This window comes from Streptomyces sp. NPDC002671, assembly GCF_053592475.1.
In genome coordinates, this window is record NZ_JBSFVU010000063.1 from 1 (window position 1) to 22,028 (window position 22,028).

Sequence of the window (22,028 nt, forward strand, 5' to 3'; positions counted from 1 at the left end):
AACTGCCACTGCTCGTCGGTGAGTTGCCTGCGCGTCACGATTGCCTTCCTACCGGATCCGCCTTCCCGACGGACCCGGATCGGCAAGATTGATCAGGACATCACACAGGCCCTAGGGTAGCCTCACTGGTGCCCGGGGTGCAGCGGGTCTCGCTGGGGGCTGCGCCCCCAGACCTCCCTGTCGCCTCAACGCCTCATCCTCAAGCGCCGGACGGGCTGTATGTGTCGGCCTGCGCCCCAAGAGCCGGCGTCACAGGCCGTATACGGCGAAGGGCGGGCCGGATCCCGGCCCGCCCATCGCTCGTGCTCGGCTCAGCGGAAGACAACCGTGCGGTTGCCGTCTACCATGACGCGGCTTTCGCTGTGCCACTTCACCGCGTGTGCGAGCACCTGCGCCTCCACATCCCGCCCGACCGTGACCAGCTCGTCCGGATCGAGGGAGTGGTCCACCCGGACCACGTCCTGATCGATGATCTGTCCCTCGTCAAGGTCCGGTGTCACATAGTGCGCCGTCGCGCCGACAAGCTTCACCCCGCGCGCGTACGCCTGCTGGTAGGGGCGCGCGCCCTTGAAGCTGGGGAGGAAGGAGTGGTGGATGTTGATGGCGCGGCCCTCCAGCTGTTTGCACAGGTCGTCGGAGAGGACCTGCATGTAGCGGGCCAGCACCACCAGGTCGATGTCAAGCTCGCGCACGAGCTCCAGCAGGCGCGCCTCGGCGTCGGCCTTGGTGTCCTTGGTCACCGGGATGTGGTGGAAGGGGACGCCGTAGGTCTCCGCCAGTCCCTCGAAGTCCCGGTGATTGGAGACGATCGCGGGGATCTCGATGTTGAGAGCGCCGGTGCGCTGCCGGAAGAGCAGATCGTTGAGGCAGTGTCCGAACTTGGACACCATGATGAGCGTCCGGGTCGGTGTCGAGGCGTCCCAGAGGGTCCAGGAAATCCGGTAGGCCTCGGCGACCGGACCGAATCGGTAACGCAGATTTTTCAAATCGGCGTTTGGATCGGAAACGTCGAAGTGGACCCTCATGAAGAAACGGCCCTGGAGTCGATCATCGAACTGCTGGCTCTCCAGGATGTTGCCGGAGTTCCTGACGAGAAAGCCGCTCACGGCGTGGACCAGCCCGGCGCTGTCCGGACACGAGAGAGTGAGGACGTACTCACGGCCAGGATGCGGTCGAGGGGACATGTGCAGCCTCCGTCGGTGCGTATTGCACAACATGGTGAGCGATACGCAACATGGTTGGGCTTGGCGCGGCTTGTGGTCAAGAGCGGCCCCGCAACTGCCCGCATGGCGAAATCGTCATCTGCCAACCCCTTGACGTATGTCCGCACATTCGCCAAGGTGTTCCACCACAAGCAATACGGTGCACGATGCGCAACGGAATTCGCTCGAAGGGCTCCACACGTGGCAGACCTGTATGTGGACGGAGAATGGCGCGATGCGGTGGCCGGAGGTCACCGGGAAATCCGCTGTCCCGCTGACGGCACGCTCGCGGCGACCGTGTCCGAGGGGACGCGTCCCGACACCGAGGCCGCGATCGCCGCGGCCCGCCGGGCCTTCGACGAAGGACCCTGGCCGCACACCCCCGAGCGGGAGCGCGGTGCGCTGCTGCTGCGCACCGCCGACCTCATCGAGCGCGACGCCAAGGAATTCGCCCGCGCCGAATCGCTGGACACCGGCAAGCGGCTGGTGGAGAGCGAGTACGACATCGCCGACGTTGTCTCCTGCTTCCGCTACTACGGCGGGATCGGGGGCACCGATGCCGGCCGGGTGATCGACACCGGCCGCGACGACGCCGTCAGCCGCGTCGTCTACGAACCGGTCGGCGTGTGCGGGCTCATCACCCCCTGGAACTACCCGCTGCTCCAGGCGTCGTGGAAGGTCGCGCCCGCCCTGCTCGCGGGCAACACGATCGTCCTCAAGCCCAGCGAGCTCACCCCCTCCACCTCGATCCTGCTGATGCGGGCCCTTGAGGAGGCCGGGCTCCCGGCCGGCGCCGCCAATCTCGTCCTGGGCACGGGCCCCGAGGCGGGCGCACCGCTCTCCGAGGAACCGGCCGTCGACATGGTCTCCTTCACGGGAGGCCTGGAAACCGGCAAGCGCATCATGGCCACCGCCGCCTCGACCGTGAAAAAGGTGGCGCTGGAGCTCGGCGGCAAGAACCCCAACGTCATCTTTGCCGACGCCGATTTCGAGACGGCCGTGGACTTCGCCCTCACGGCCGTCTTTCTGCACTCGGGCCAGGTCTGCTCGGCAGGCGCCCGTCTGATCGTCGAGGACTCCCTCCACGACGCCTTCGTCGACGAGGTCGTCCGCCGCGCCCGGCAGATCCGCCTCGGCGGACCCTTCGACCCCGAGGCCGAGACCGGGGCCCTGATCTCCGCGCATCACCGGGAGAAGGTCGAGGCGTATGTCGAGGCGGGCCTCGCCGAAGGCGCCGTACTGCGCTGCGGCGGCGAACGCCCCGGCGACCCCGCACTGGCGAACGGCCACTACTATCCGCCCACCGTGCTCGACGAGTGCCGGCAGGACATGCGTGTCGTGCACGAGGAGTCCTTCGGCCCCGTGCTCACCGTGGAGCGCTTCCACGGCGAGGACGACGCCGTACGCATCGCCAACGACACCGAGTACGGACTCGCCGGCGCCGTCTGGACGCAGGACGCCGGAAAGGCCCAGCGGGTCGCCCGGCGGCTGCGCCACGGCACGGTGTGGATCAACGACTACCACCCCTACGTGCCGCAAGCGGAATGGGGTGGCTTCGGGCACTCGGGCGTGGGCCGGGAGCTGGGACCGACCGGCCTGGACGAGTACCGAGAGCCCAAGCACATCTGGCAGAACATCCAACCCCGGCCGCAGCACTGGTTCCGCGGCTGAACGCCGAAAAGAGGTCGATCGTGACCCCAGCACAGACCGAGGTGCCGCAGCGGCGCGGCACGCCACAGGACTCGGCCCCCACCCCGGTCATATCCGTGCGCAAGCTGTGGAAGGTGTTCGGGCCGAAGGCAGACCAGGTACCGGACTCCGAGGAGCTGTGCGGGCTCACCCGCCGCGAGCTGATGGACCGCACCGGATGCACCGCCGCCGTGCGCGACGTGAACTTCGAGGTCTCGCCCGGCGAGGTCTTCGTCGTCATGGGTCTGTCCGGCTCCGGCAAGTCCACCCTGGTGCGATGTCTGACCCGGCTGATCGAACCCACCGCCGGGGAGATCGTCTTCGAGGGCGAGGACATCCGCGACGCGGACGACAAGCGTCTGCGTGAACTGCGGCGCCGCAAGTTCTCCATGGTCTTCCAGCACTTCGGGCTGCTGCCCCACCGCCGGGTCGTCGACAACGTGTCCTTCGGTCTGGAGATCCGCGGCATGAGCAAGGCCGAGCGCACCAAGCGGGCGCTGGAGGTCGTCGAACTGGTCGGCCTCTCCGGCTATGAGAACTCCTACCCCGACCAGCTCTCCGGCGGTATGCAGCAGCGCGTCGGTCTCGCCCGGGCGCTGGCCGGTGATCCGGACGTGCTGCTCTTCGACGAACCGTTCTCGGCGCTCGACCCGCTGATCCGCCGTGACATGCAGAACGAGGTCATCCGTCTGCACCACGAGGTCGGCAAGACGATGGTGTTCATCACCCACGACCTCTCCGAGGCGCTCAAGCTGGGCGACCGCATCCTCATCATGCGTGACGGCAAGATGGTCCAGTGCGGTACCGGCGACGAGTTGGTAGGCGCCCCGGCCGACGACTACGTACGCGAGTTCGTCAAGGACGTGCCGCGCGGCGACGTACTGACTCTGCGGTGGATTATGCGTCCGGCGGTGGACGGCGACGCCCTGGACGGTCCCGAGCTGGGCCCGGACGTCGTGGTGCGGGAAGCCACCCGGGCCGTACTGGCGGCGGACGAGCCGGTCAAGGTCGTCGAGAACGGCAAGCTGCTCGGCATCGTCGGTGACGAGGAGATCCTCGCGGTGGTCGCCGGGCAGGAAGGCGACATGTGATGACCGTCGCCATAGAGAAACCGGAGAAAACCGAGCAGGTGGCGGGGGCCGCGCCGGCGGTCGCGGGCGTGCGCAAGGTCAGCCGCTCGATGATGGTGGCCGCGATCCTGGTCGTCTGGCTGGTGCTCTTCGCGGTGCTGCGCGGAAAGCAGACCCTGACGCTGGCGGCGGCAGACCTCACCGGTCTGCACCGCTGGTTCAACGACCTCAGCGACTCGGTCGGCGCCAACCGCAACTCCAACCCGCTCTTCCTCTACTTCTTCAACGAGATCCGCCTGGTCATCGACAACCTGGTGACCTTCGTCCAGGACCTGATCTCGCAGTCGAGCGGCGACCGCCCGGTGCCACAGATCGGCTGGCTCGGTGTCGTCGGCATCACGGGCTTCGTCTCCTGGGCCGTGGGCAACTGGCGGGTCGCGCTCGTGGCCATGGCCGGCTTCACCTTCTTCGGGCTGCAGGGCCTGTGGCAGCAGAGCATGGACACCCTGGCGCTCACCCTCTCCGCGGTTCTGGTGGCGCTGGTGTTCGCGATTCCGCTGGGTGTGTGGGCGGGGCTGTCCGACCGGTTCAACCGGATCATCACGCCCTTCCTGGACTTCATGCAGACGATGCCGACCTTCGTCTACCTGGCCCCGCTGACCCTGATCTTCCTCATCGGCCCGGCCTCCGCCGTGATCGCCACGGTGATCTACGCGGCCCCGCCGGCGATCCGTATCACCGCGCACGGAATCCGTTCCGTACCGGAGACCACCGTCGAGGCGGCCGACTCGCTGGGCTCGACCCGGTGGCAGTCGCTGCTGAAGGTGCTGCTGCCGATGTCCAAGCGGACCGTGGTGATGGGCGTGAACCAGACCATCATGGCCGCCCTGGCCATGGTGACCATCGCGGCCCTGATCGACGCACCCGGCCTCGGCAAGACCGTCGTCCAGGCCCTGCAGTCGCTCGACGTCGGTACGGCCTTCAACGCGGGCCTGGCCATCGTGATCATGGCCATCGTCCTCGACCGGGTCACGACCGCGTCGAGTACACGTGCGGAGCAGGCCCGGAACTCGGGTGGCCGCTTCCTCAAGTGGCGCCGGCCGCTGCTTGCGGCGGGCGGGGTGGTCGTGCTGGTACTGGTGTACCTGTCGCACACGTACCTGTGGGCGGCGCAGTTCCCCGGCCAGGGCAGCGCCGGCAGCCATATCGCGAGCGCGGCGGACAGCGTGACGACGTGGGCGCAGGACAACCTGTCGGGCATCACGAACGGATTCCGCGACGCCATCACCAACGGACTGCTGAACCCCTTCCAGTCGCTGCTCACCGACTCCCCGTGGTGGCTCGTGGGCGCGGCGCTGATCGGGATCGGCGTGGTGCTCGGCGGCTGGCGGGCCGGGGTCACGACCGCTGTGTGCGTGGGCCTCCTTGTCGGCACGGGCGTGTGGTCGGACAGCATGACGACGCTGGCGTCGACGCTCGTGGCGACCGTGCTGGTGATGGTGTTCGGCATCGCCTTCGGAGTGTGGATGGGGCGCAGCATGCTGGTGGACCGGCTGCTGCGGCCCACCCTGGACGCGGCGCAGGTCATGCCGCCGTTCGTCTATCTGGTGCCGTTCCTCGCGCTGTTCGGCGCGACGCGCTTCACCGCGATCGTCGCCGCCGTCGTCTACGCCGCGCCGGTCGCCATCAAGATCACCGCCGACGGAGTGCGGGCCGTGCCCGAGACCACCGTCGAGGCGGCCACCGCTGCCGGGTGCAACACCTGGCAGATCATCACCAAAGTTCAACTGCCGATGGCACGCAGCGCCCTGACTCTCGCGACCAACCAGGGCCTGATCTATGTGCTGTCGATGGTTGTTGTGGGCGGCCTGGTGGGAGCCGGCGCCCTCGGCTACGACGTCGTGGCCGGATTCTCGCAGGGAGAGCTGTACGGCAAGGGGCTGGCGGCGGGGCTCGCCATCGTACTGCTCGGAGTCATGTTCGACCGGATCACTCAGGCAGCGGCGCGCCGTACCAGCGCTTAAGGAGCACGACACCATGGCAAGACACTGGCGAACCGGCGCGGCCGGCCTGGCCGTCCTCGGTCTCACTCTCACCGCATGCGGCGGAGCGAAGGTCGGCGACACCGCCTCCTCCGGCTCCAAGAGCTCGGGCAAGTGCGGCACCTTCAACCTCGCGGTCAACCCGTGGGTGGGCTACGAGGCGGACGCGGCGGTCGTCGCGTACGTCGCGCAGCACGACCTCGGCTGTACGGTCAACAAGAAGGACCTGAAGGAGCAGATCGCCTGGCAGGGCTTCGGCACGGGCGAGGTCGACGCGGTCCTGGAGAACTGGGGCCACGACGACCTGAAGAAGAAGTACATATCCGGGCAGAAGACCGCCGTCGAGGCGGGGCAGACCGGCAACAAGGGCATCATCGGCTGGTACGTGCCGCCGTGGCTGGCCAAGGCGCACCCGGACATCACCAACTGGAAGAACCTCAACAAGTACGCGTCCAACTTCAAGACATCGGAGTCGGGCGGCAAGGGCCAGCTCCTGGACGGCGACCCGTCGTACGTCACCAACGACGCGGCGCTGGTGACGAACCTGAAGCTGGACTACAAGGTGGTGTACGCGGGCAGCGAGACCGCGCTCATCCAGGCCTTCCGGACCGCCGAGAAGAACAAGCAGTGGGTGATCGGCTACTTCTACGAGCCGCAGTGGTTCCTGTCCGAGGTGCCGCTGGTCAAGGTGAACCTGCCGAAGTACACGTCGGGCTGCGACGCCGTCGCGGCCAAGGTCGCCTGTGACTATCCCGTGTACGACCTGGACAAGATCGTCAGCGCCAAGTTCTCCACGTCGGGCAGCCCCGCCTACAACCTGGTGAAGAACTTCAACTGGACGAACGACGACCAGAACACCGTGGCCAAGTACATAGCCCAGGACAAGATGTCCGACGACGCCGCGGCGAAGAAGTGGGTCGACGCCAACCGCGACAAGGTTGACGCCTGGATCAAGTAGGGCGCGACGCGGCTCCGTCTCCGGCCCCCCTCCGGAGCTGGACCGTTGACGCACGAGCGACCCGGAAACCCGCCGGACGGGCCCGGCAGGCTGCGCTGGCAGCCTGCCGGGCCTCGTCGCGTTTCGGGCTGTTTTCCGACGTCACGGACCCCTTGACACCCACTCCTCGTGACAGGCACATTGAGTTGCGCAACCTGAAGCATGTTGCGCAGACAGCAACTTGATTGCTTTCAAGTCGGAGGTGCGGCGATGGCGGGACCCCGAGTGGTCATCATCGGAGCGGGCGTCGTGGGAGCGGCGCTCGCTGACGAGATTTCCGCGCGAGGCTGGACCGAAGTGACCGTGGTCGACCAGGGCCCGCTCCCTGCCACCGGGGGATCGTCGTCGCACGCCCCGGGCCTGGTCTTCCAGACGAACTCCTCCAAGACCATGACCGAGTTGGCCCGCTACACGGTCGAGAAGTTCTGTTCCCTCGACGTCGACGGCCGGCCCTGCTTCCTGCAGGTCGGCGGCCTCGAAGTGGCGACCACCCCCGAGCGCGTCGCGGAGCTGCACCGCCGCCACGGCTGGATCACCGCCTGGGGCATCGAGGCCCGCCTGCTGAGCCCCGAAGAGTGCGTCGAGCAGCACCCGCTCGTGAACCCGGACAAGGTCCTCGGCGGCCTCCTGGTACCGACCGACGGCCTCGCGAAGGCCGTCCTCGCCGTCGAGGCGCAGATCCGTCGGGCCACCGAGCGCGGTGTGCGCTTCCTCGCCCGCCACGAAGTCCTCGACGTGCGGCAGAGCGAGGGCCGCGTCATCGGCGTCCTCACCGACCAGGGCGAGATCCCCGCCGACATCGTCGTGTGCTGCGCCGGCATCTGGGGCCCGAAGATCGCCCGCATGGTCGGCATGAACCTCCCGCTCACCCCCCTCGGCCACCAACTGGCCTGGACCGGGCCGGTACCGGCGCTGGCGGGCCAGACCGAGGAGGCGGTGCGCCCGATCCTGCGCCACCAGGACGCCGATCTCTACTACCGCGACCGCTTCGACACCCTGGGCATCGGCTACTACGGCCACCGTCCGATGCCGGTCTCCGTCGACGACATCCTGTCCGTGGACGAGGCCGACGAGATGCCGTCGGTCCTGAAGTTCACCGAGGACGACTTCGAGGACGCCTGGACCGAGACCCAGTCCCTGCTCCCCGCGACGCGGGAGGCCAAGGTCGAGGAGGGCATCAACGGCCTGTTCTCCTTCACCACCGACGGCCAGCCGCTCCTCGGTGAATCCCCAGACGTCAAGGGCTTCTGGGTCGCCGAGGCCGTCTGGGTAACCCACTCCGCCGGCGTCGGCCGGGCCATGGCCGAATGGCTGGTCGACGGCTACTGCTCGTCCTTCGACCTGCACGAGTGCGACGTCAACCGCTTCGAGCCGCACCAGCTCGCCCCGGAGTACGTCCTGGCCCGCGACTGCCAGAACTTCGTCGAGGTCTACGACATCCTGCACCCCCTCCAGCCGTCGGGGGATCCGCGCCCGATCCGCACGAGCCCCTTCTACGCCCGCCAGCAGGAACTGGGCGCCTTCTTCCTGGAGGCGAACGGCTGGGAGCGCCCCCAGTGGTACGAGGCCAACGCGGGCCTGGTCGAGGGCCGTTCCATCCCCACGCCCAACGACTGGGCCGCGCGCTACTGGTCGCCCATCGTCGGCGCCGAGGCACAGGCCACCCGTGAGACCGTCGCGATGTACGACATGACGGCCCTCAAGCGCCTGGAGGTCAGCGGCCCCGGTGCCGCCGACTTCCTGGAGCGCCTGTGCACCGGCAAGGTCGCCAAGTCGGTCGGCTCGGTGACGTACACCCTGCTCCTCGACCACGACGGCGGCATCCGCAGCGACATCACCGTCGCCCGCCTGGCCCGCGACCTCTTCCAGGTCGGCGCCAACGGCAACCTGGACCTCGACTGGTTCACCCGCCACCTCCCCGCCGACGGCACGGTCCAGGTCCGTGACATCACCCCGGGCACCTGCTGCATCGGCCTGTGGGGACCGCTCGCCCGCAGGGTTCTGGGGCCCCTCACCGACGCGGACTTCTCGAACGACGGCCTGAAGTACTTCCGCGCCAAGCGCGCCTACATCGGCTCGGTGCCCGTCACCGCCATGCGGTTGTCGTACGTCGGTGAGCTCGGCTGGGAGCTCTACACCACCGCCGACCAGGGCCAGAAACTTTGGGACACCCTATGGCAGGCGGCCGAGCCGCTCGGCGGCGTCATCGCCGGCCGCGGCGCCTTCAACAGCCTGCGCCTGGAGAAGGGCTACCGCTCCTTCGGCACCGACATGACCTACGAACACGACCCCTACGAGGCCGGGGTCGGCTTCGCCGTCAAGCTCGACAAGGACGACTTCATCGGCAAGGCCGCGCTGGAGCGGCGCAAGGCCGACGTGCGGCGCAAGCTCACCTGCCTCACCATCGACGAGCCGGGGGCCGTCGTCCTGGGCAAGGAGCCGGTGTACGACGGCGACCGCCCCGTCGGCTATGTCACCAGCGCCGCCTACGGCTACACGATCGGCAAGGGCATCGCCTACGCGTGGCTCCCGGCGGAACTCGCCACCCCCGGCACCACCGTGCACATCGGCTACTTCGACCAGCGCGTCGAGGCGGTCGTCGCCGAGGAGCCCCTGTTCGACCCGACCATGTCCCGCCTCCGTGGCTAGCACGACATCGTCGGCTTCGAGGGAAGGAGTACCGCCAGTGACCGCACAGCTGCTCGACGGCAAGGCGACCGCCGCCGCGATCCGCCGCGAACTCGCCGAACGCGTAGCCAAGTTGACGGCCACCGACGGTCGCCCGCCCGGGCTCGGCACGGTCCTGGTCGGCGACGACCCCGGCAGCCATGCCTACGTCGGCGGCAAGCACCGTGACTGCGCGCAGATCGGTGTCGCCTCCATCCGCCGCGAACTGCCCGCCGATGCCACGCAGGGGCAGGTCGAGGACGTGATCGACGAGCTCAACGCCGATCCGGCCTGCACCGGCTACATCGTCCAGCTCCCGCTCCCGCGCCACCTAGACGCGAACGCCGTCCTGGAACGCATGGACCCGGCCAAGGACGCCGATGGCCTGCACCCTGTCAGCCTCGGCCGGCTCGCCCTCGGCGTCGAGGCCCCGATGCCGTGCACCCCGCGCGGCATCGTCGAACTGCTCCGCCGTCACGACGTGCCGCTCGCCGGAGCGCGGGTGTGCGTGATCGGACGGGGCATCACGGTCGGACGGCCCATCGGGCTGCTGCTCACCCGCAAGTCCGAGAACGCCACCGTGACCCTGTGCCACACCGGCACCAAGGGCCTGGCCTGGCACGTACGCGAGGCGGACATCGTCATCGCGGCCGCCGGCTCGCCCGGGCTCATCACCAAGGACATGCTGCGCACCGGCGCGGCGGTCCTGGACGTCGGCATCACCCGCACCGACCACGGGCTGGTCGGCGATGTGCACCCGGACGCCGCCCAGGTCGCCGGATGGCTCGCGCCGATGCCCGGGGGCGTAGGACCCATGACGCGGGCGATGCTGCTCGCCAATGTCGTCGAGGCCGCCGAGAGGAACGCGAACGCCGTATGAACGCGCTGAACACCCCCCTGGCGGAACTGGACCCCGAGGTCCACGCCGCACTCCGCGCCGAGCTGCACCGCCAGCAGTCGACCCTCGAAATGATCGCCTCCGAGAACTTCGCGCCCTCCGCCGTGCTGGAGGCCCAGGGCTCGGTCCTCACCAACAAGTATGCCGAGGGCTATCCTGGCCGCCGCTACTACGGCGGCTGCGAACACGTCGACGTCACCGAGTGCCTCGCCATCGAGCGGATCAAGTCTCTCTTCGGTGCCAGGTTCGCCAACGTCCAGCCGCACTCGGGCGCCCAGGCGAACATCGCCGTCTTCTTCGCCCTGCTGCAGCCCGGCGACACCATCCTCGGCCTCGATCTCGCGCACGGCGGGCACCTCACGCACGGCATGCGCATCAACTACAGCGGCAAGATGCTCAACGTCGTGCCGTACCACGTTGCCGAGGCGGACAACCTCGTCGACATGAACGAGGTGGAACGCCTCGCCAAGGAACACCGCCCCAAGATGATCATCGCGGGCTGGTCGGCGTACCCGCGGCAGCTGGACTTCGCGGCCTTCCGGCGGATCGCCGACGAGGTGGGCGCCCTCCTCATGGTCGACATGGCGCACTTCGCCGGTCTCGTCGCCGCCGGGCTGCACCCCAACCCCGTACCGCACGCCCACGTCACCACCACGACGACGCACAAGACGCTCGGCGGTCCCCGCGGCGGCGTCATCCTCACCAATGAGGCGGACCTCGCGAAGAAGATCAACTCGGCGGTGTTCCCCGGTATGCAGGGCGGCCCTCTGGAGCACGTCATCGCCGCGAAGGCGGTGTCGTTCAAGGTCGCCGCGTCACCCGAGTTCGCCGAGCGCCAGGCCCGTACGCTCGCCGGCTCCCGCATCCTCGCCGAACGCCTCACCCGGGCCGACGCGGCGGCCGCCGGGGTGAAGGTCCTCACCGGCGGCACGGACGTCCACCTCGTCCTGGTCGACCTGCGGGACTCCCAGCTCGACGGCAGGCAGGCCGAAGACCTGCTCCACGAGATCGGCATCACCGTCAACCGCAACGCCGTGCCCTTCGACCCGCGCCCGCCCATGGTCACCTCGGGACTGCGTATCGGCACCCCGGCGCTGGCCACCCGAGGCTTCACGGATGACGACTTCGAAGAGGTCTCCGATGTGATCGCCCTGGCCCTCCAGCCCGAGCCTGACATCGCCGCCCTGCGCGCCCGCAGCGAGGCGCTGGCCGCCAAGCACCCGCTCTACCCGCACCTTTCAGAAGCAGAAGCAGAAGCAGAAGCACAAGAAGCCGGAGAAGTCCGATGAGCCCCCGCACCCCCGGCGCCGAACTCCCCGAGCACCCCGACTGGCTGTGGCGCACGCCGGAGCCCAAGCGGTCGTACGACGTGGTGATCGTCGGCGGCGGCGGCCACGGCCTCGCCACCGCCCACTATCTGGCGAAGAACCACGGCATCACCAACGTCGCCGTGCTGGAGAAGGGCTGGCTGGCGGGCGGCAACATGGCCCGCAACACCACGATCATCCGTTCCAACTACCTGTGGGACGAGAGCGCCGGGATCTACGAGCATGCGCTCAAGCTGTGGGAGGGACTGGAGGAGGAGCTCGACTACCCGATCCTCTTCTCCCAGCGCGGTGTGCTCAACCTCGCCCACAGCCTCCAGGACGTCCGCGACAGCGTGCGCCGCGTCGAGGCGAACCGGCTCAACGGCGTGGATGCCGAATGGCTCGACGAGCGGCAGGTCAAGGACGTCTGCCCGATCGTCAACATCTCGCCCGACGTGCGCTATCCAGTCATGGGCGGCACCTACCAGCCGCGCGCCGGCATCGCCAAACACGACCACGTCGCCTGGGGCCTGGGCCGCTCCGCCGATGCGGCCGGCATCGACATCATCCAGAACTGCGAGGTCACGGGCCTCGACATCGTCGGCGGCCGGGTCGTAGGAGTGCAGACGACGCTCGGCCCGATCGCGGCGGGGAAGGTGGCGCTCTGCTCGGCCGGCCACACCTCGGTGCTCGCCGCCTTGGGCGGCATCGAACTGCCGCTGCAGAGCCACCCGTTGCAGGCGCTCGTCTCCGAGCTCCTCGAACCGGTGCACCCGACGGTCGTCATGTCCAACGCGGTCCATGTGTACGTCAGCCAGGCCCACAAGGGCGAGTTGGTGATGGGCGCGGGCATCGACTCGTACAACTCCTACACCCAGCGCGGCGCCTTCCACATCATCGAAGAGCAGATGTCCGCCGCTCTGGAACTCTTCCCGGTCTTCGCCCGCGCCCATGTGCTGCGCACCTGGGGCGGCATCGTCGACGTCAGCCCCGACGCCTCACCCATCGTCGGACTCACCCCGGTCGACAACCTCTACTTGAACTGCGGCTGGGGCACCGGCGGATTCAAGGCCACCCCGGGCGTCGGCTGGGTCTACGCCCACACCATCGCCCACGACACCCCTCACCACCTCAACGCCCCCTTCTCGCTCGACCGTTTCACCACCGGCGCGCTCGTCGACGAGCACGGCGCGGCCGCGGTGGCCCACTAGGGAGCCGAACCCATGCTGCTCATCCCATGCCCCTGGTGCGGGCCCCGTGACGAGGCCGAGTTCCACTACGGCGGCCAGGCACACGTGCCCTATCCCGAGGACTCAGCCGCCCTGACCGACGAGGAGTGGGCGTGCTACCTCTTCTTCCGCGACAACCCCAAGGGCCCGTTCGCCGAACGCTGGAGCCACGCGGCCGGATGCCGCCGCTGGTTCAACGCGGTGCGCGACACGGCGACGAACGAGATTCTCTCCGTGTACCGCTCGGGCGAGCCGAGGCCGGACAATTCCACCCGGCCTGGGTTGTGGGCAGGCGTTCTGCAGGGCGGATCAGGTGGGCACAACCCACCCACGGACCCGCAGTCGTCGACGGACCCCGCGGGGTCTGGGGCGGCAGCCCCAGTTTCGGGAAGGGGCGGGCTTGGGGAAGAAACCACTCCCGTCGCCACCCAACCGTTCCGGCTGCCCACCGGCGGCCGAGTCCACCGCGGTGAGCGCCTCCGCTTCACCTTCGACGGTACGGAGTACGAGGGCTTCCGCGGCGACACCCTCGCCTCCGCCCTCCTCGCCAACGGCGTCATCGAGGCCGGCACGAGCATCAAGCTCGGCCGCCCGCGCGGCATCTTCTCGGCCGGTGTCGAGGAGCCCAACGCCGTCATCCAGATCGAGGCACCCTTCCCCGAGCCGATGCTGCCCGCGACGACCGTCGAACTGTACGACGGTCTGGTGGCGAGCAGCCTGCCCGGTCAGGGACGCCTCGCCACCGAACCGGACCCCGCCCGCTACGACGCCGTCCACGCGCACTGCGACCTGCTCGTGGTCGGCGCCGGACCGGCCGGACTCGCCGCCGCGGCAGCCGCCGCCCGCAGCGGAGCGCGCGTCATCCTCGCTGACGACCGGCCGGAGCTGGGCGGCAGTCTGCTGGGGTCGGGCGAACTCCTCGACTGGGCGGAAGAGATCGGCGCGCTCCTCGAAGCCGCGCCCGAGGTGCGCGTGCTGCGTCGCACCACGGTCTTCGGCCACTACGACGACAACCACCTCCTCGCCGTCGAGCGCCGCACCAATCACCTCGGCGCCGAGGCCCCGGAGCATGTCTCCCGCGAGCGTGTCTGGCGCATCCGCGCCCGTCGCGTCGTGCTCGCCACCGGCGCCCACGAGCGTTCGCTAGCCTTCGCGGACAACGACCGCCCCGGTGTGATGCTGGCCGCCTCGGCCCGTGCCTACGTCAACCGCCACGGCGTCCTTCCCGGCCGCCACGCCGTCGTCTTCACCACCAATGACAGCGCCTACGCCGCCGCGCTGGATCTCGCGGCGGCGGGCGTGGAAGTCGCGGCGATCGTCGACACCCGGCCCGAGCCGGGGGAGTGGGCGCGCCGTGCCCGGGAGACCGGGATCGAGGTGCTGACCGGACACGCCGTGGTCGGCACCGAAGGCGACCCGCGGCTCACCGCCGTGACGGCCGCTCCGTACGGGGAGTCGGCAGGGACCCGGGAGTTCGCCGCCGACCTGCTGCTGGTCTCCGGCGGCTGGAACCCCGTAGCGCACCTGTTCAGCCAGGCGGGCGGAAAGCTGCGCTACGACGACACACTCGGCTCCTTCGTCCCCGGCACCTGCCGCCAGGCCGTCGAGGTCGCGGGCAGCGCGAACGGCGTCCTCGACCTGGCCCGGGCCCTCGCGCAGGGCGCGGCCGCCGGTGCCCGCGCGATCGAGGCCGAGGGCTACGCCTCCGAGGCGCCCCGCCTTCCCGACGTGGCTGCCGAGCCGCACTCTCCGGCCATGCAGGTCTTCCTCGTCCCCGGCGCCGCCGGCGCACCCCGCTTCGTCGACCTCCAGCGCGATGTCACCATCGACGACCTGACCCGCGCCACCGGCGCAGGTCTGCGCTCGGTCGAGCACACCAAGCGTTACACCACGGCCGGCACCGCCAACGACCAGGGCAAGACCTCCGGAGTTCTGGCCAGCGGCATCGTCGCCGAACTTCTCGGGGTGGACGTCTCGGCCCTCGGCACGACGACGTTCCGGCCGCCCTACACTCCCGTCTCCTTCGCCACCCTCGCGGGCCGCGACCGCGGCGCGCTCCACGACCCGGTGCGCGTGACCGCCCTGCACGACTGGCATGTCATGCACGGCGCCCTGTTCGAGAACGTCGGCCAGTGGAAGCGGCCCTGGTACTACCCGCAGGATGGCGAGGACATGAAGATCGCCGTGCTGCGCGAGTGCGCCGCCGCCCGCGACGGCGTCGCCTTCATGGACGCCTCCACCCTCGGCAAGATCGACGTACAGGGTCCGGACGCCGCCGTCTTCGTGGACCGGCTCTACACCAACATGATGAGCACCCTGAAGGTCGGCATGATCCGCTACGGCGTCATGTGCCACCTGGACGGCATGATCTTCGACGACGGCACCGTCATCCGCCTCGCCCAGGACCGCTTCCTGGTCACCACGACCACGGGCAACGCGGCCGCCGTACTGGACTGGATGGAGGAATGGCTGCAGACCGAATGGCCCGGGCTGCGCGTCCGCTGCACCTCCGTCACGGAACAGTGGGCCACCGTCGCCCTGGTCGGCCCCCGTTCCCGCGAGGTGCTGGGGACGCTCGCGCCGGCGCTGGCGGTGGACAACGACAGCTTCCCGTTCATGGCGTGGCGGGACACGACCGTCGCGGGTGTCGAGGCCCGGGTGTGCCGGATCAGCTTCTCCGGCGAACTGGCCTATGAGATCAATGTGTCACCGTGGGAGGCGCTCGCCCTGTGGGAGGCGCTGTACGAGGCCGGTGCCCCGTTCGGCATCACCCCGTACGGCACCGAGACCATGCACGTCCTGCGCGCGGAGAAGGGCTACCCGATCATCGGCCAGGACACCGACGGCACCGTCACTCCGCACGACCTCGGCATGAGCTGGGCGGTGTCGAAGAAGAAGCCCGACTTCATCGGCAAGCGCTCCTACGCCCGCGCCGACGCCGTCCGCCCTGACCGCAAGCAGCTGGTCGGCCTGCTCCCGGAGGATCCGGGCGCCTTCCTCCCCGAAGGCACGCAGCTGGTTGCTGACAGCGTGCTGCCCGCCCCGCCCGTCCCGATGCTCGGCCACGTCACCTCCAGTTACCGCAGCGCGGCGCTCGGCCGGACCTTCGCCCTCGCCCTGGTCAAGGGCGGCCGGGACCGCATCGGCGAGCGGCTCTACGCCCCCGTGGGCGACCGGCTGGTACCGGTGACCGTCGCAAGCCCCGTCCTCTACGACCCCGAGGGAGCCCGCCGCGATGGCTGACACCGCCCTTACCATCCCGCGCCGCAGTCCCCTGTCGCATGCCGCCGACCGCCTGGCCGCCGCGACGCGCACCTCCGGGGGCGCGGTCCGGCTGGCCGAACTCCCCTTCCTGGCCCAGGTCAACGTCCGGCTCGACGCCAAGGGAGCGGCAGCGGACGCCGTCGGGCTCGCGCTGGGCCTCCAGCTGCCCCTCGAACCCAACACCGTCGTACGCGCCGGCGAGCTGACCGCTGTGTGGCTAGGCCCCGACGAATGGCTGGTGGTGGGCCCGACCGGCGGTCAGCGGGACTTGGAGAGCCGGATCAGGGCGGCGAGCGGCGACGAGCCCGTGGCTGTCACCGACGTCTCCGCCCAGCGCACCACCCTCCTCGTCACGGGTCCACGCGCCCGTGACCTGTTGGCACATGGCTGCCCCCTGGATCTGAACCCGCGTATCTTCGGAGCCGGGTGCTGCGCCCAGACCACCCTGGCCCGCACACAGATCGTGCTGGTCGCCAGGGACGAACCCAAGGCCGGATTCTGGGTACTGGTCCGTTCGTCCTTTGCCAGCTACCTGACGGACTGGCTGCTGGACGCGGCGGCGGAATACGTCTGAAGGCGTTGTCACGTTGTTGGGTGTGTGCGTGTCTGACGGTGTGTCGAGGCGTGGCGGGGGCCGGGTGCCGGCCTGGGCTCAGGCCGCGGCAGGTCGGCCGGTATCGCCGGTGATCTGCTCCCAGATGGTGAAGCGGACGGTCATTGCGGCGCGGTGCTGAGTGGCGGTCATCAGGTGGCGGCGGGGCCGGAAGTGCGGTGAGATGCCGCTGAACGCGGCCAGGAACCTTTGGGCCCCGCCCATGCTCCGGAAGCCTTTCATCGCGCGTTCACGTTGCCTGGTGGGTTGGTGGCTGTTCTCGGCCCGGTTGTTGAGGTACTTCGACTGCCGGTGCTCGGCGCGGTCGTGGCCGATGAGGGCCAGGACCGCGCTGCGCGCAGCGCCCGCTACGGACGGGAGACGATCACGCCCGCCTGGGCGGAGGTGTCGCCGCCCTGGAGGACGACAGCGCCGACGGTCAGGCCGAGCGCGGCCACAGCCGTCGCCACCAGCGCGGCAATCCGCTTCGAGATGCTCATGTTTTCCTTCCCCGGCCCGACACCCTGCCCCACCGGCCGCAATCATGACCTCCTGCTCAACAAACCTCTAACAGCGACTCCCCCGCCCCGGTCGAAGTCGGCAGCGCGGGACGGCACAGGAGGGCCGGTCAGGTGGTCCGAATCAGCCGATAGGGTGATCTGCCAGATCATTCGAGAAGGCCGCGTACCTCACGGCCGGGTGGGTGGGTTCTGGGCTGTTCGTGATGGTCACCGGTTCTGATCATGGCTGTCGTCAGGTGACCAGATGGCTGCAGGGTGGTGGATGGCTTTACCCATTCATGTGTACGGCCGGGTCTGGCTGGCGGTGTGCTAGCGGGTATGGGTGAGGTGGATCGGCCGCGGGCGTGCACGGTGACGAAGTTGAAGTCTTCGACGTCGAGTTGTACGTACAACCATCAACCATGATCGTCGATCCCACCCGTGACGCGCCCCGCCGCTGCACGCCGAGCGGACACAGTTCCTCGCGCGCCGCAGACGCGTGAGGGCCGCAGCGAAGGACGGACCGTCGCATGAGGCATGTCGTTGGTGACCCGGCCGGGTTCCAGAGTCAGTCGTCGCTCGGGAGCATGGCCTCGCCTGCCGGCCGGCGAACCGCAGTCTTGACGAGCTTGCCGACCTGCGCTGCGGGAACGACGATGCCGGGTGTCCGAAGGGTCCAGCGGAAGAAGGCCTCAACGCTCATGGGGGGCGTTTCGCCGAGATAGGGCCGAACGTATACCGGTGTGTTCGGTTCACTGCGCCAACTGGCGTCGAGCGTGCCGATGTCCACAGCGTCGTAACCGAGGACGTCCAACAGCCGGGTGGCCTCTGTCTTGGCCTCCGCGTCGTCTCCGGCGATGGGCAGGGCGCTGCGGTCCGGCGCGCCCGCGGGCCGGGCGAGGGAGAACAGCTGATGCGGGGTGATGTTGTTGAATGCCTTGACGACATGGGAGCCCGCGAGGTGGCGCTGCATCACAGCGCTGGAGGTCAGTTCGCCCGCGTCCAGTTCGGCCAGGTGGCCGTCCCGCTGGGGGTAGTAGTTCGCCGTGTCCAGCACCGTCTTGCCGGCCAGGGCGTCGGCGGGGAGCTGTTCGTAGGCCTTCAGCGGGATGGCCGCCACCACCAGGTCTGCGGCGCGTGCTGCGTCGGCCGGTGTGGCCGCTCGGGCGCGCCCGCCCAGGTCGGCGACGAGGTCAGCGAGTGTCTCGGGGCCTCGCGAATTACTGAGGACAACCTCGAGGCCTGCCGCGACAGCCAGGCGGGCAACGGAAGAACCGATCATTCCGCTGCCGATGAGTCCGAGCGTTTGGGGCATGGCTTCTCTCCGTTCGTTCCTGTGGATGCCACGACAAGAGCCCGCGGGCGGCGAGCGAGCGCGGCAGGGCCGCGCCGGTCGCGCGTGGGTGGCCCGCCTGACAGCATGTAACTGCCGCGACCGCCCACCCAGACCCGTGTTCTGCGTACTCACCGCGTGATCACCCGCCGCACGCCCAGGCGTAGGCTCGTCGCGTGGACGACCGGACCGAGCTGAGCGACTTCCTCAAGTCACGCCGTGCCCGCCTGCGCCCGGAGGACGTCGGGTTGCGCAACTACGGCGGAGTGCGCCGGGTCGCGGGCCTGCGGCGTGAGGAGTTGGCTCGGCTGGCGGGCGTGAGCATCGCCCACTACACGCGTCTGGAACAGGGCAAGGGCGACAGCGTCTCGGACGAGGTCCTGGACGCCATCGGCGCGGCGCTGCGCCTGGACACGGACGAATCGGCGTACCTGCACCGGATCGCACGGCGCCCCCGCCCGTGTGCAGGGGCCGCGGCCTCGTCGGATGTGCGTCCGGGCCTGCGCTACCTGCTGGAGTCGTTCGTGATGACGCCGGCACTGCTGGTCGGGCGGCACACCCAGATCGTCGGCTGGAACCGGCTCGCGGTGGCGGTGTTCGGCGACTTTCCCGCACTGCCGCAGGGCCGCCGCACGATCTCGCACCTGTGGTTCACCGAGCCGTACCTGCAGCTGCACCGTACCGGTTGGGAGCGGGCGGCACGCGAGCACGTGGCGCATCTGCGCGTTCTGCTCGGGCGGTATCGCGGGGACGCCGGGCTCGCGGCGCACATCGACCACATGCGGGATCTGAGTGCGGACTTCGAGCGGATGTGGGCGGAGCACCCGGTCGCGCAGGTCCGGGACCGGGCGTATGTGCTGCACCATCCGGTCGTGGGCGAACTGACCCTGCACGGCGAGCTCATCGCACTGCCCGACGAGCCGTCGTGCTGGGGGCTGGACCTGTTCGCCGCCGAGCCGGGCTCGGCATCCGAGCAGGCGCTGCGGAAACTTGCGAGCCCGTAAGCCAGACACCCCAAGGTCAGGGGACGAAAAGGGGCTATCCCCTGACCCACCCGGCACTCCCGGACGACCTGGTCGACCTGTGCGAGGCGACGGCGGTCCTGCACGCCGAGGTCGGCGCCCCTGAAGTTTCCTCAAGGCCGGGTAGTTAGCGTTTCCGCAGGTCACGCAAGGCGGCGGTCCTCATGGGGGGCTGCCGCGTAGCGGCCAGTGCGGATTCTCCTGATCAGTCGTCTTTCGGTCCAGCGGGCGAGTTGTCGATAGGTGGTGACGAGGGTGACGTCACTATTGGCGCCGGACGGCCGCAGACCGGGCTGCCCAGCAGGCGGCCGACGCCCAGCTTGCCGCCCGGATACGGGCCGTGCACTGTGAATCGGACGGCACCTACGGCGTCCCGAGGATCACCGCCGAGCTCCGCCAGGCAGGCGAGCGCGTCAACCACAAGCGGGTCGCACGCGTGATGCAGAGCATCAGCCTGGCAGGTGTGCCGTTGCGTCGCAGACACCGCACCACAACCCCGGACCCGGCCGCGGGGAAAGCCTCGGACCTGATCGGCCGCGACTTCACCGCCACCGAGCCGAACATGAAATACGTCGGCGACATCACATATCTCCCCGTCGACGGCGGGAAGTTCCTCTATCTGGCCACCGTCATCGATCTCGCCTCGCGACGCCTGGCAGGCTGGGCGATCGCCGACCACATGCTTCCCAATGCTGTTGTCAAGCCGTGTCAGTGACGGGTGGTGTGACTTCGTAGCACCGTCGGTCACGAATGAGGGCCCAGATCACGTTGACGCGTCGACGGGCCAGGGCGAGGACGGCTTGGATGTGCCGCTTCCCCTCGGCGCGTTTCCGGTCGTAGAACGTCCGGGAGTTGGGGTCGAACTGGATGCTGATAAGCGCGGAAGTGTAGAAGACGCGTTGGAGTCTTCGATGGTAGGCGCGTGGACGGTGCTGATTACCGCTGATCTTTCCCGAGTCTCTGGGCGCGGGAGCGACACCGGCGAAGGCCGCGAGGCGGTCGGGCGTCGGGAAGGCATCCAGGCTGCCGCCGATAGCGACGAGGAACTCCGCTCCCAGAAAGGGGCCGATGCCCGGGATGCTCTCGATCACTTGGGCGAGTTCATGTTCGCGAAACCGGCCCTCGATGAGCTTGTCCGTCTGGGCGATCTTCCGGTTGAGGGCCATCACCTCCTCCGCCAGCGTGTGGACCATCTTCGCGATGGCCTTCTCACCGGTGACCGCGGTGTGTTGACGCTCGGCGGCCTCGACCACTTTGGCGGCGAGTGTCTTGGGGTTGTAGACCTTGCGGTGGCGCAGCCAGTTGGTCAGACGCGTGACACCGGCTCGGCGGATGGCAGCCGGAGTCTGGTAGCCGCTCAGCAGCACCAACGGTCCGACGTTGTCGAGGCCCAGGGCCCGGTCCAGGGCGGGGAACATGCTGGTCAGCAGTGACCGGAGCCGGTTGGTGACCCGGGTGCGGTCGGCGACGAGATCAACGCGGTGGTCCGTCAGCAGCCGCAGCTCGATGGTCGCCTCGTCATCGGGCCGGATGTGCTGGAGGTCGCGGCGCATCCGGGCTTGGTCGGCGATCACCTTCGCGTCCCGAGCGTCCGTCTTGCCTTGGCCGCGGTAGCTGTCGGTGGCCCGGTTGACGGCGATACCGGGGATGTAGACGAGTTCCTGGCCGTGGTTGACCAGCAGCGCGATCAGGAGACCGGGCTCACCACCGGTCATGTCCAACGCCCAGGTGGCCTTGTCACCGTCGGCGATCTCCAGCACATCGGCGATCAGCTTCAACAGCTCGGGCTCGTCGTTGGTGACCCGTCGCGACAGTAGTGTGTCGCCCTTGGTATCTAGGACCAGGCAGTGGTGGTGGGTTTTGCCGCAGTCGGTCCCCGCCCATATCCGGCTCATCGTGCTCCATCAGATCGTGCTTGCAGTGCGTACCACGGACGACCTCGCCGGCATTGCTCTACACAGCGACCTTCTCGCACTTCCCAATCGGCGGCCGAGTCGTCGTGGGGAGCCGGGCGGCCAAGCATGTGGAGCCACAAGTCGGCAGCGCACCGAGAGCCACACCCGGCTCCCCTGGGTGCCGCAACCCTACGAATGGCTAAGGCATCCCGGGAAGAAAGGTAGAGCGGACCGAGCTCGTCACCGACGCGCTCAGGGCCGCGGCCGCGGCCCGGGGTCCCGGCGGCCTGCGCGGGGCGATATTCCACAGCGACAACGGGT

Annotated in this window: 15 protein-coding genes and 2 pseudogenes; 12 read left to right on the plus strand and 5 right to left on the minus strand. The window is 69.1% G+C overall.

Annotation, left to right across the window (positions count from 1 at the left end; translation table 11 throughout):
• Positions 1 to 311: 311 nt before the first annotated feature.
• On the minus strand, positions 312 to 1,184 hold the full coding sequence (gene purU, locus ACWD35_RS41440; RefSeq protein ID WP_101407795.1) for a formyltetrahydrofolate deformylase: 873 nt from the start codon (positions 1,182 to 1,184) through the stop codon (positions 312 to 314).
• Between the two features lie 219 nt (positions 1,185 to 1,403).
• Here purU and ACWD35_RS41445 point away from each other — a divergent pair, with 219 nt between their 5' ends.
• The 10 genes from ACWD35_RS41445 to ACWD35_RS41490 all read left to right on the plus strand — a co-directional run bounded on the left by ACWD35_RS41445 (position 1,404) and on the right by ACWD35_RS41490 (position 16,939).
• A complete protein-coding gene (locus ACWD35_RS41445) occupies positions 1,404 to 2,873 on the plus strand; it encodes an aldehyde dehydrogenase family protein (RefSeq protein WP_451356527.1) in 1,470 nt (489 codons plus the stop codon).
• 20 nt (positions 2,874 to 2,893) lie between these two features.
• The gene (locus tag ACWD35_RS41450; protein ID WP_451356528.1) at positions 2,894 to 3,982 is read left to right on the plus strand and encodes a quaternary amine ABC transporter ATP-binding protein; all 1,089 of its coding nucleotides are present in this window, start codon (positions 2,894 to 2,896) and stop codon (positions 3,980 to 3,982) included.
• A complete protein-coding gene (locus tag ACWD35_RS41455; protein ID WP_451356529.1) occupies positions 3,982 to 5,985 on the plus strand; it encodes an ABC transporter permease in 2,004 nt (667 codons plus the stop codon). Before ACWD35_RS41450 ends, ACWD35_RS41455 begins: the two co-directional genes overlap by 1 nt.
• A 13-nt stretch (positions 5,986 to 5,998) precedes the next feature.
• Positions 5,999 to 6,961, plus strand: a complete 963-nt coding sequence (locus tag ACWD35_RS41460; RefSeq protein ID WP_451356530.1) for an ABC transporter substrate-binding protein — start codon at positions 5,999 to 6,001, stop codon at positions 6,959 to 6,961.
• A gap of 249 nt (positions 6,962 to 7,210) precedes the next feature.
• Complete coding sequence (locus ACWD35_RS41465; protein WP_451356531.1) at positions 7,211 to 9,649, plus strand: GcvT family protein; 2,439 nt, start codon at positions 7,211 to 7,213, stop codon at positions 9,647 to 9,649.
• 37 nt (positions 9,650 to 9,686) lie between these two features.
• Positions 9,687 to 10,547 carry a bifunctional methylenetetrahydrofolate dehydrogenase/methenyltetrahydrofolate cyclohydrolase gene (locus ACWD35_RS41470; protein ID WP_451356532.1) on the plus strand — a complete coding sequence of 287 codons (861 nt, stop codon included), beginning with the start codon at positions 9,687 to 9,689 and terminating at the stop codon, positions 10,545 to 10,547.
• The gene (glyA, locus tag ACWD35_RS41475) at positions 10,544 to 11,854 is read left to right on the plus strand and encodes a serine hydroxymethyltransferase (protein WP_451356533.1); all 1,311 of its coding nucleotides are present in this window, start codon (positions 10,544 to 10,546) and stop codon (positions 11,852 to 11,854) included. The genes ACWD35_RS41470 and glyA overlap by 4 nt, the downstream gene beginning before the upstream one ends.
• Positions 11,851 to 13,083, plus strand: a complete 1,233-nt coding sequence (locus ACWD35_RS41480) for a sarcosine oxidase subunit beta family protein (protein WP_451356534.1) — start codon at positions 11,851 to 11,853, stop codon at positions 13,081 to 13,083. Before glyA ends, ACWD35_RS41480 begins: the two co-directional genes overlap by 4 nt.
• A gap of 12 nt (positions 13,084 to 13,095) precedes the next feature.
• The gene (locus ACWD35_RS41485; protein WP_451356535.1) at positions 13,096 to 16,344 is read left to right on the plus strand and encodes a sarcosine oxidase subunit delta family protein; all 3,249 of its coding nucleotides are present in this window, start codon (positions 13,096 to 13,098) and stop codon (positions 16,342 to 16,344) included.
• Positions 16,337 to 16,939 (plus strand): sarcosine oxidase subunit gamma, encoded by a 603-nt coding sequence (locus ACWD35_RS41490; RefSeq protein ID WP_451356536.1) that lies wholly within the window; start codon positions 16,337 to 16,339, stop codon positions 16,937 to 16,939. The genes ACWD35_RS41485 and ACWD35_RS41490 overlap by 8 nt, the downstream gene beginning before the upstream one ends.
• A gap of 78 nt (positions 16,940 to 17,017) precedes the next feature.
• Here the strand turns inward: ACWD35_RS41490 and ACWD35_RS41495 are convergent.
• The 3 genes and pseudogenes from ACWD35_RS41495 to ACWD35_RS41505 all read right to left on the minus strand — a co-directional run.
• Positions 17,018 to 17,344, minus strand: a pseudogene (locus ACWD35_RS41495) (DDE-type integrase/transposase/recombinase); the annotation flags it as partial.
• Positions 17,326 to 17,457, minus strand: coding sequence for a hypothetical protein (locus tag ACWD35_RS41500; RefSeq protein WP_451356540.1), 132 nt, complete (start codon positions 17,455 to 17,457; stop codon positions 17,326 to 17,328). The pseudogene ACWD35_RS41495 and the gene ACWD35_RS41500, both read right to left, overlap by 19 nt.
• A 568-nt stretch (positions 17,458 to 18,025) precedes the next feature.
• Entirely contained in the window at positions 18,026 to 18,799 is a 774-nt protein-coding gene (locus tag ACWD35_RS41505; protein ID WP_451356539.1) for an NADPH-dependent F420 reductase, read from the minus strand.
• A 167-nt stretch (positions 18,800 to 18,966) separates the two neighbouring features.
• Here ACWD35_RS41505 and ACWD35_RS41510 point away from each other — a divergent pair, with 167 nt between their 5' ends.
• Together ACWD35_RS41510 and ACWD35_RS41515 are read left to right on the plus strand one after the other, a co-directional pair.
• Entirely contained in the window at positions 18,967 to 19,794 is an 828-nt protein-coding gene (locus ACWD35_RS41510; protein ID WP_451356537.1) for a helix-turn-helix domain-containing protein, read from the plus strand.
• Between the two features lie 304 nt (positions 19,795 to 20,098).
• Positions 20,099 to 20,494, plus strand: a pseudogene (locus tag ACWD35_RS41515) (IS3 family transposase); the annotation flags it as partial.
• Between the two features lie 16 nt (positions 20,495 to 20,510).
• Here the strand turns inward: ACWD35_RS41515 and ACWD35_RS41520 are convergent.
• A complete protein-coding gene (locus tag ACWD35_RS41520) occupies positions 20,511 to 21,707 on the minus strand; it encodes an IS110 family transposase (protein ID WP_451356538.1) in 1,197 nt (398 codons plus the stop codon).
• Positions 21,708 to 22,028: the final 321 nt, after the last annotated feature.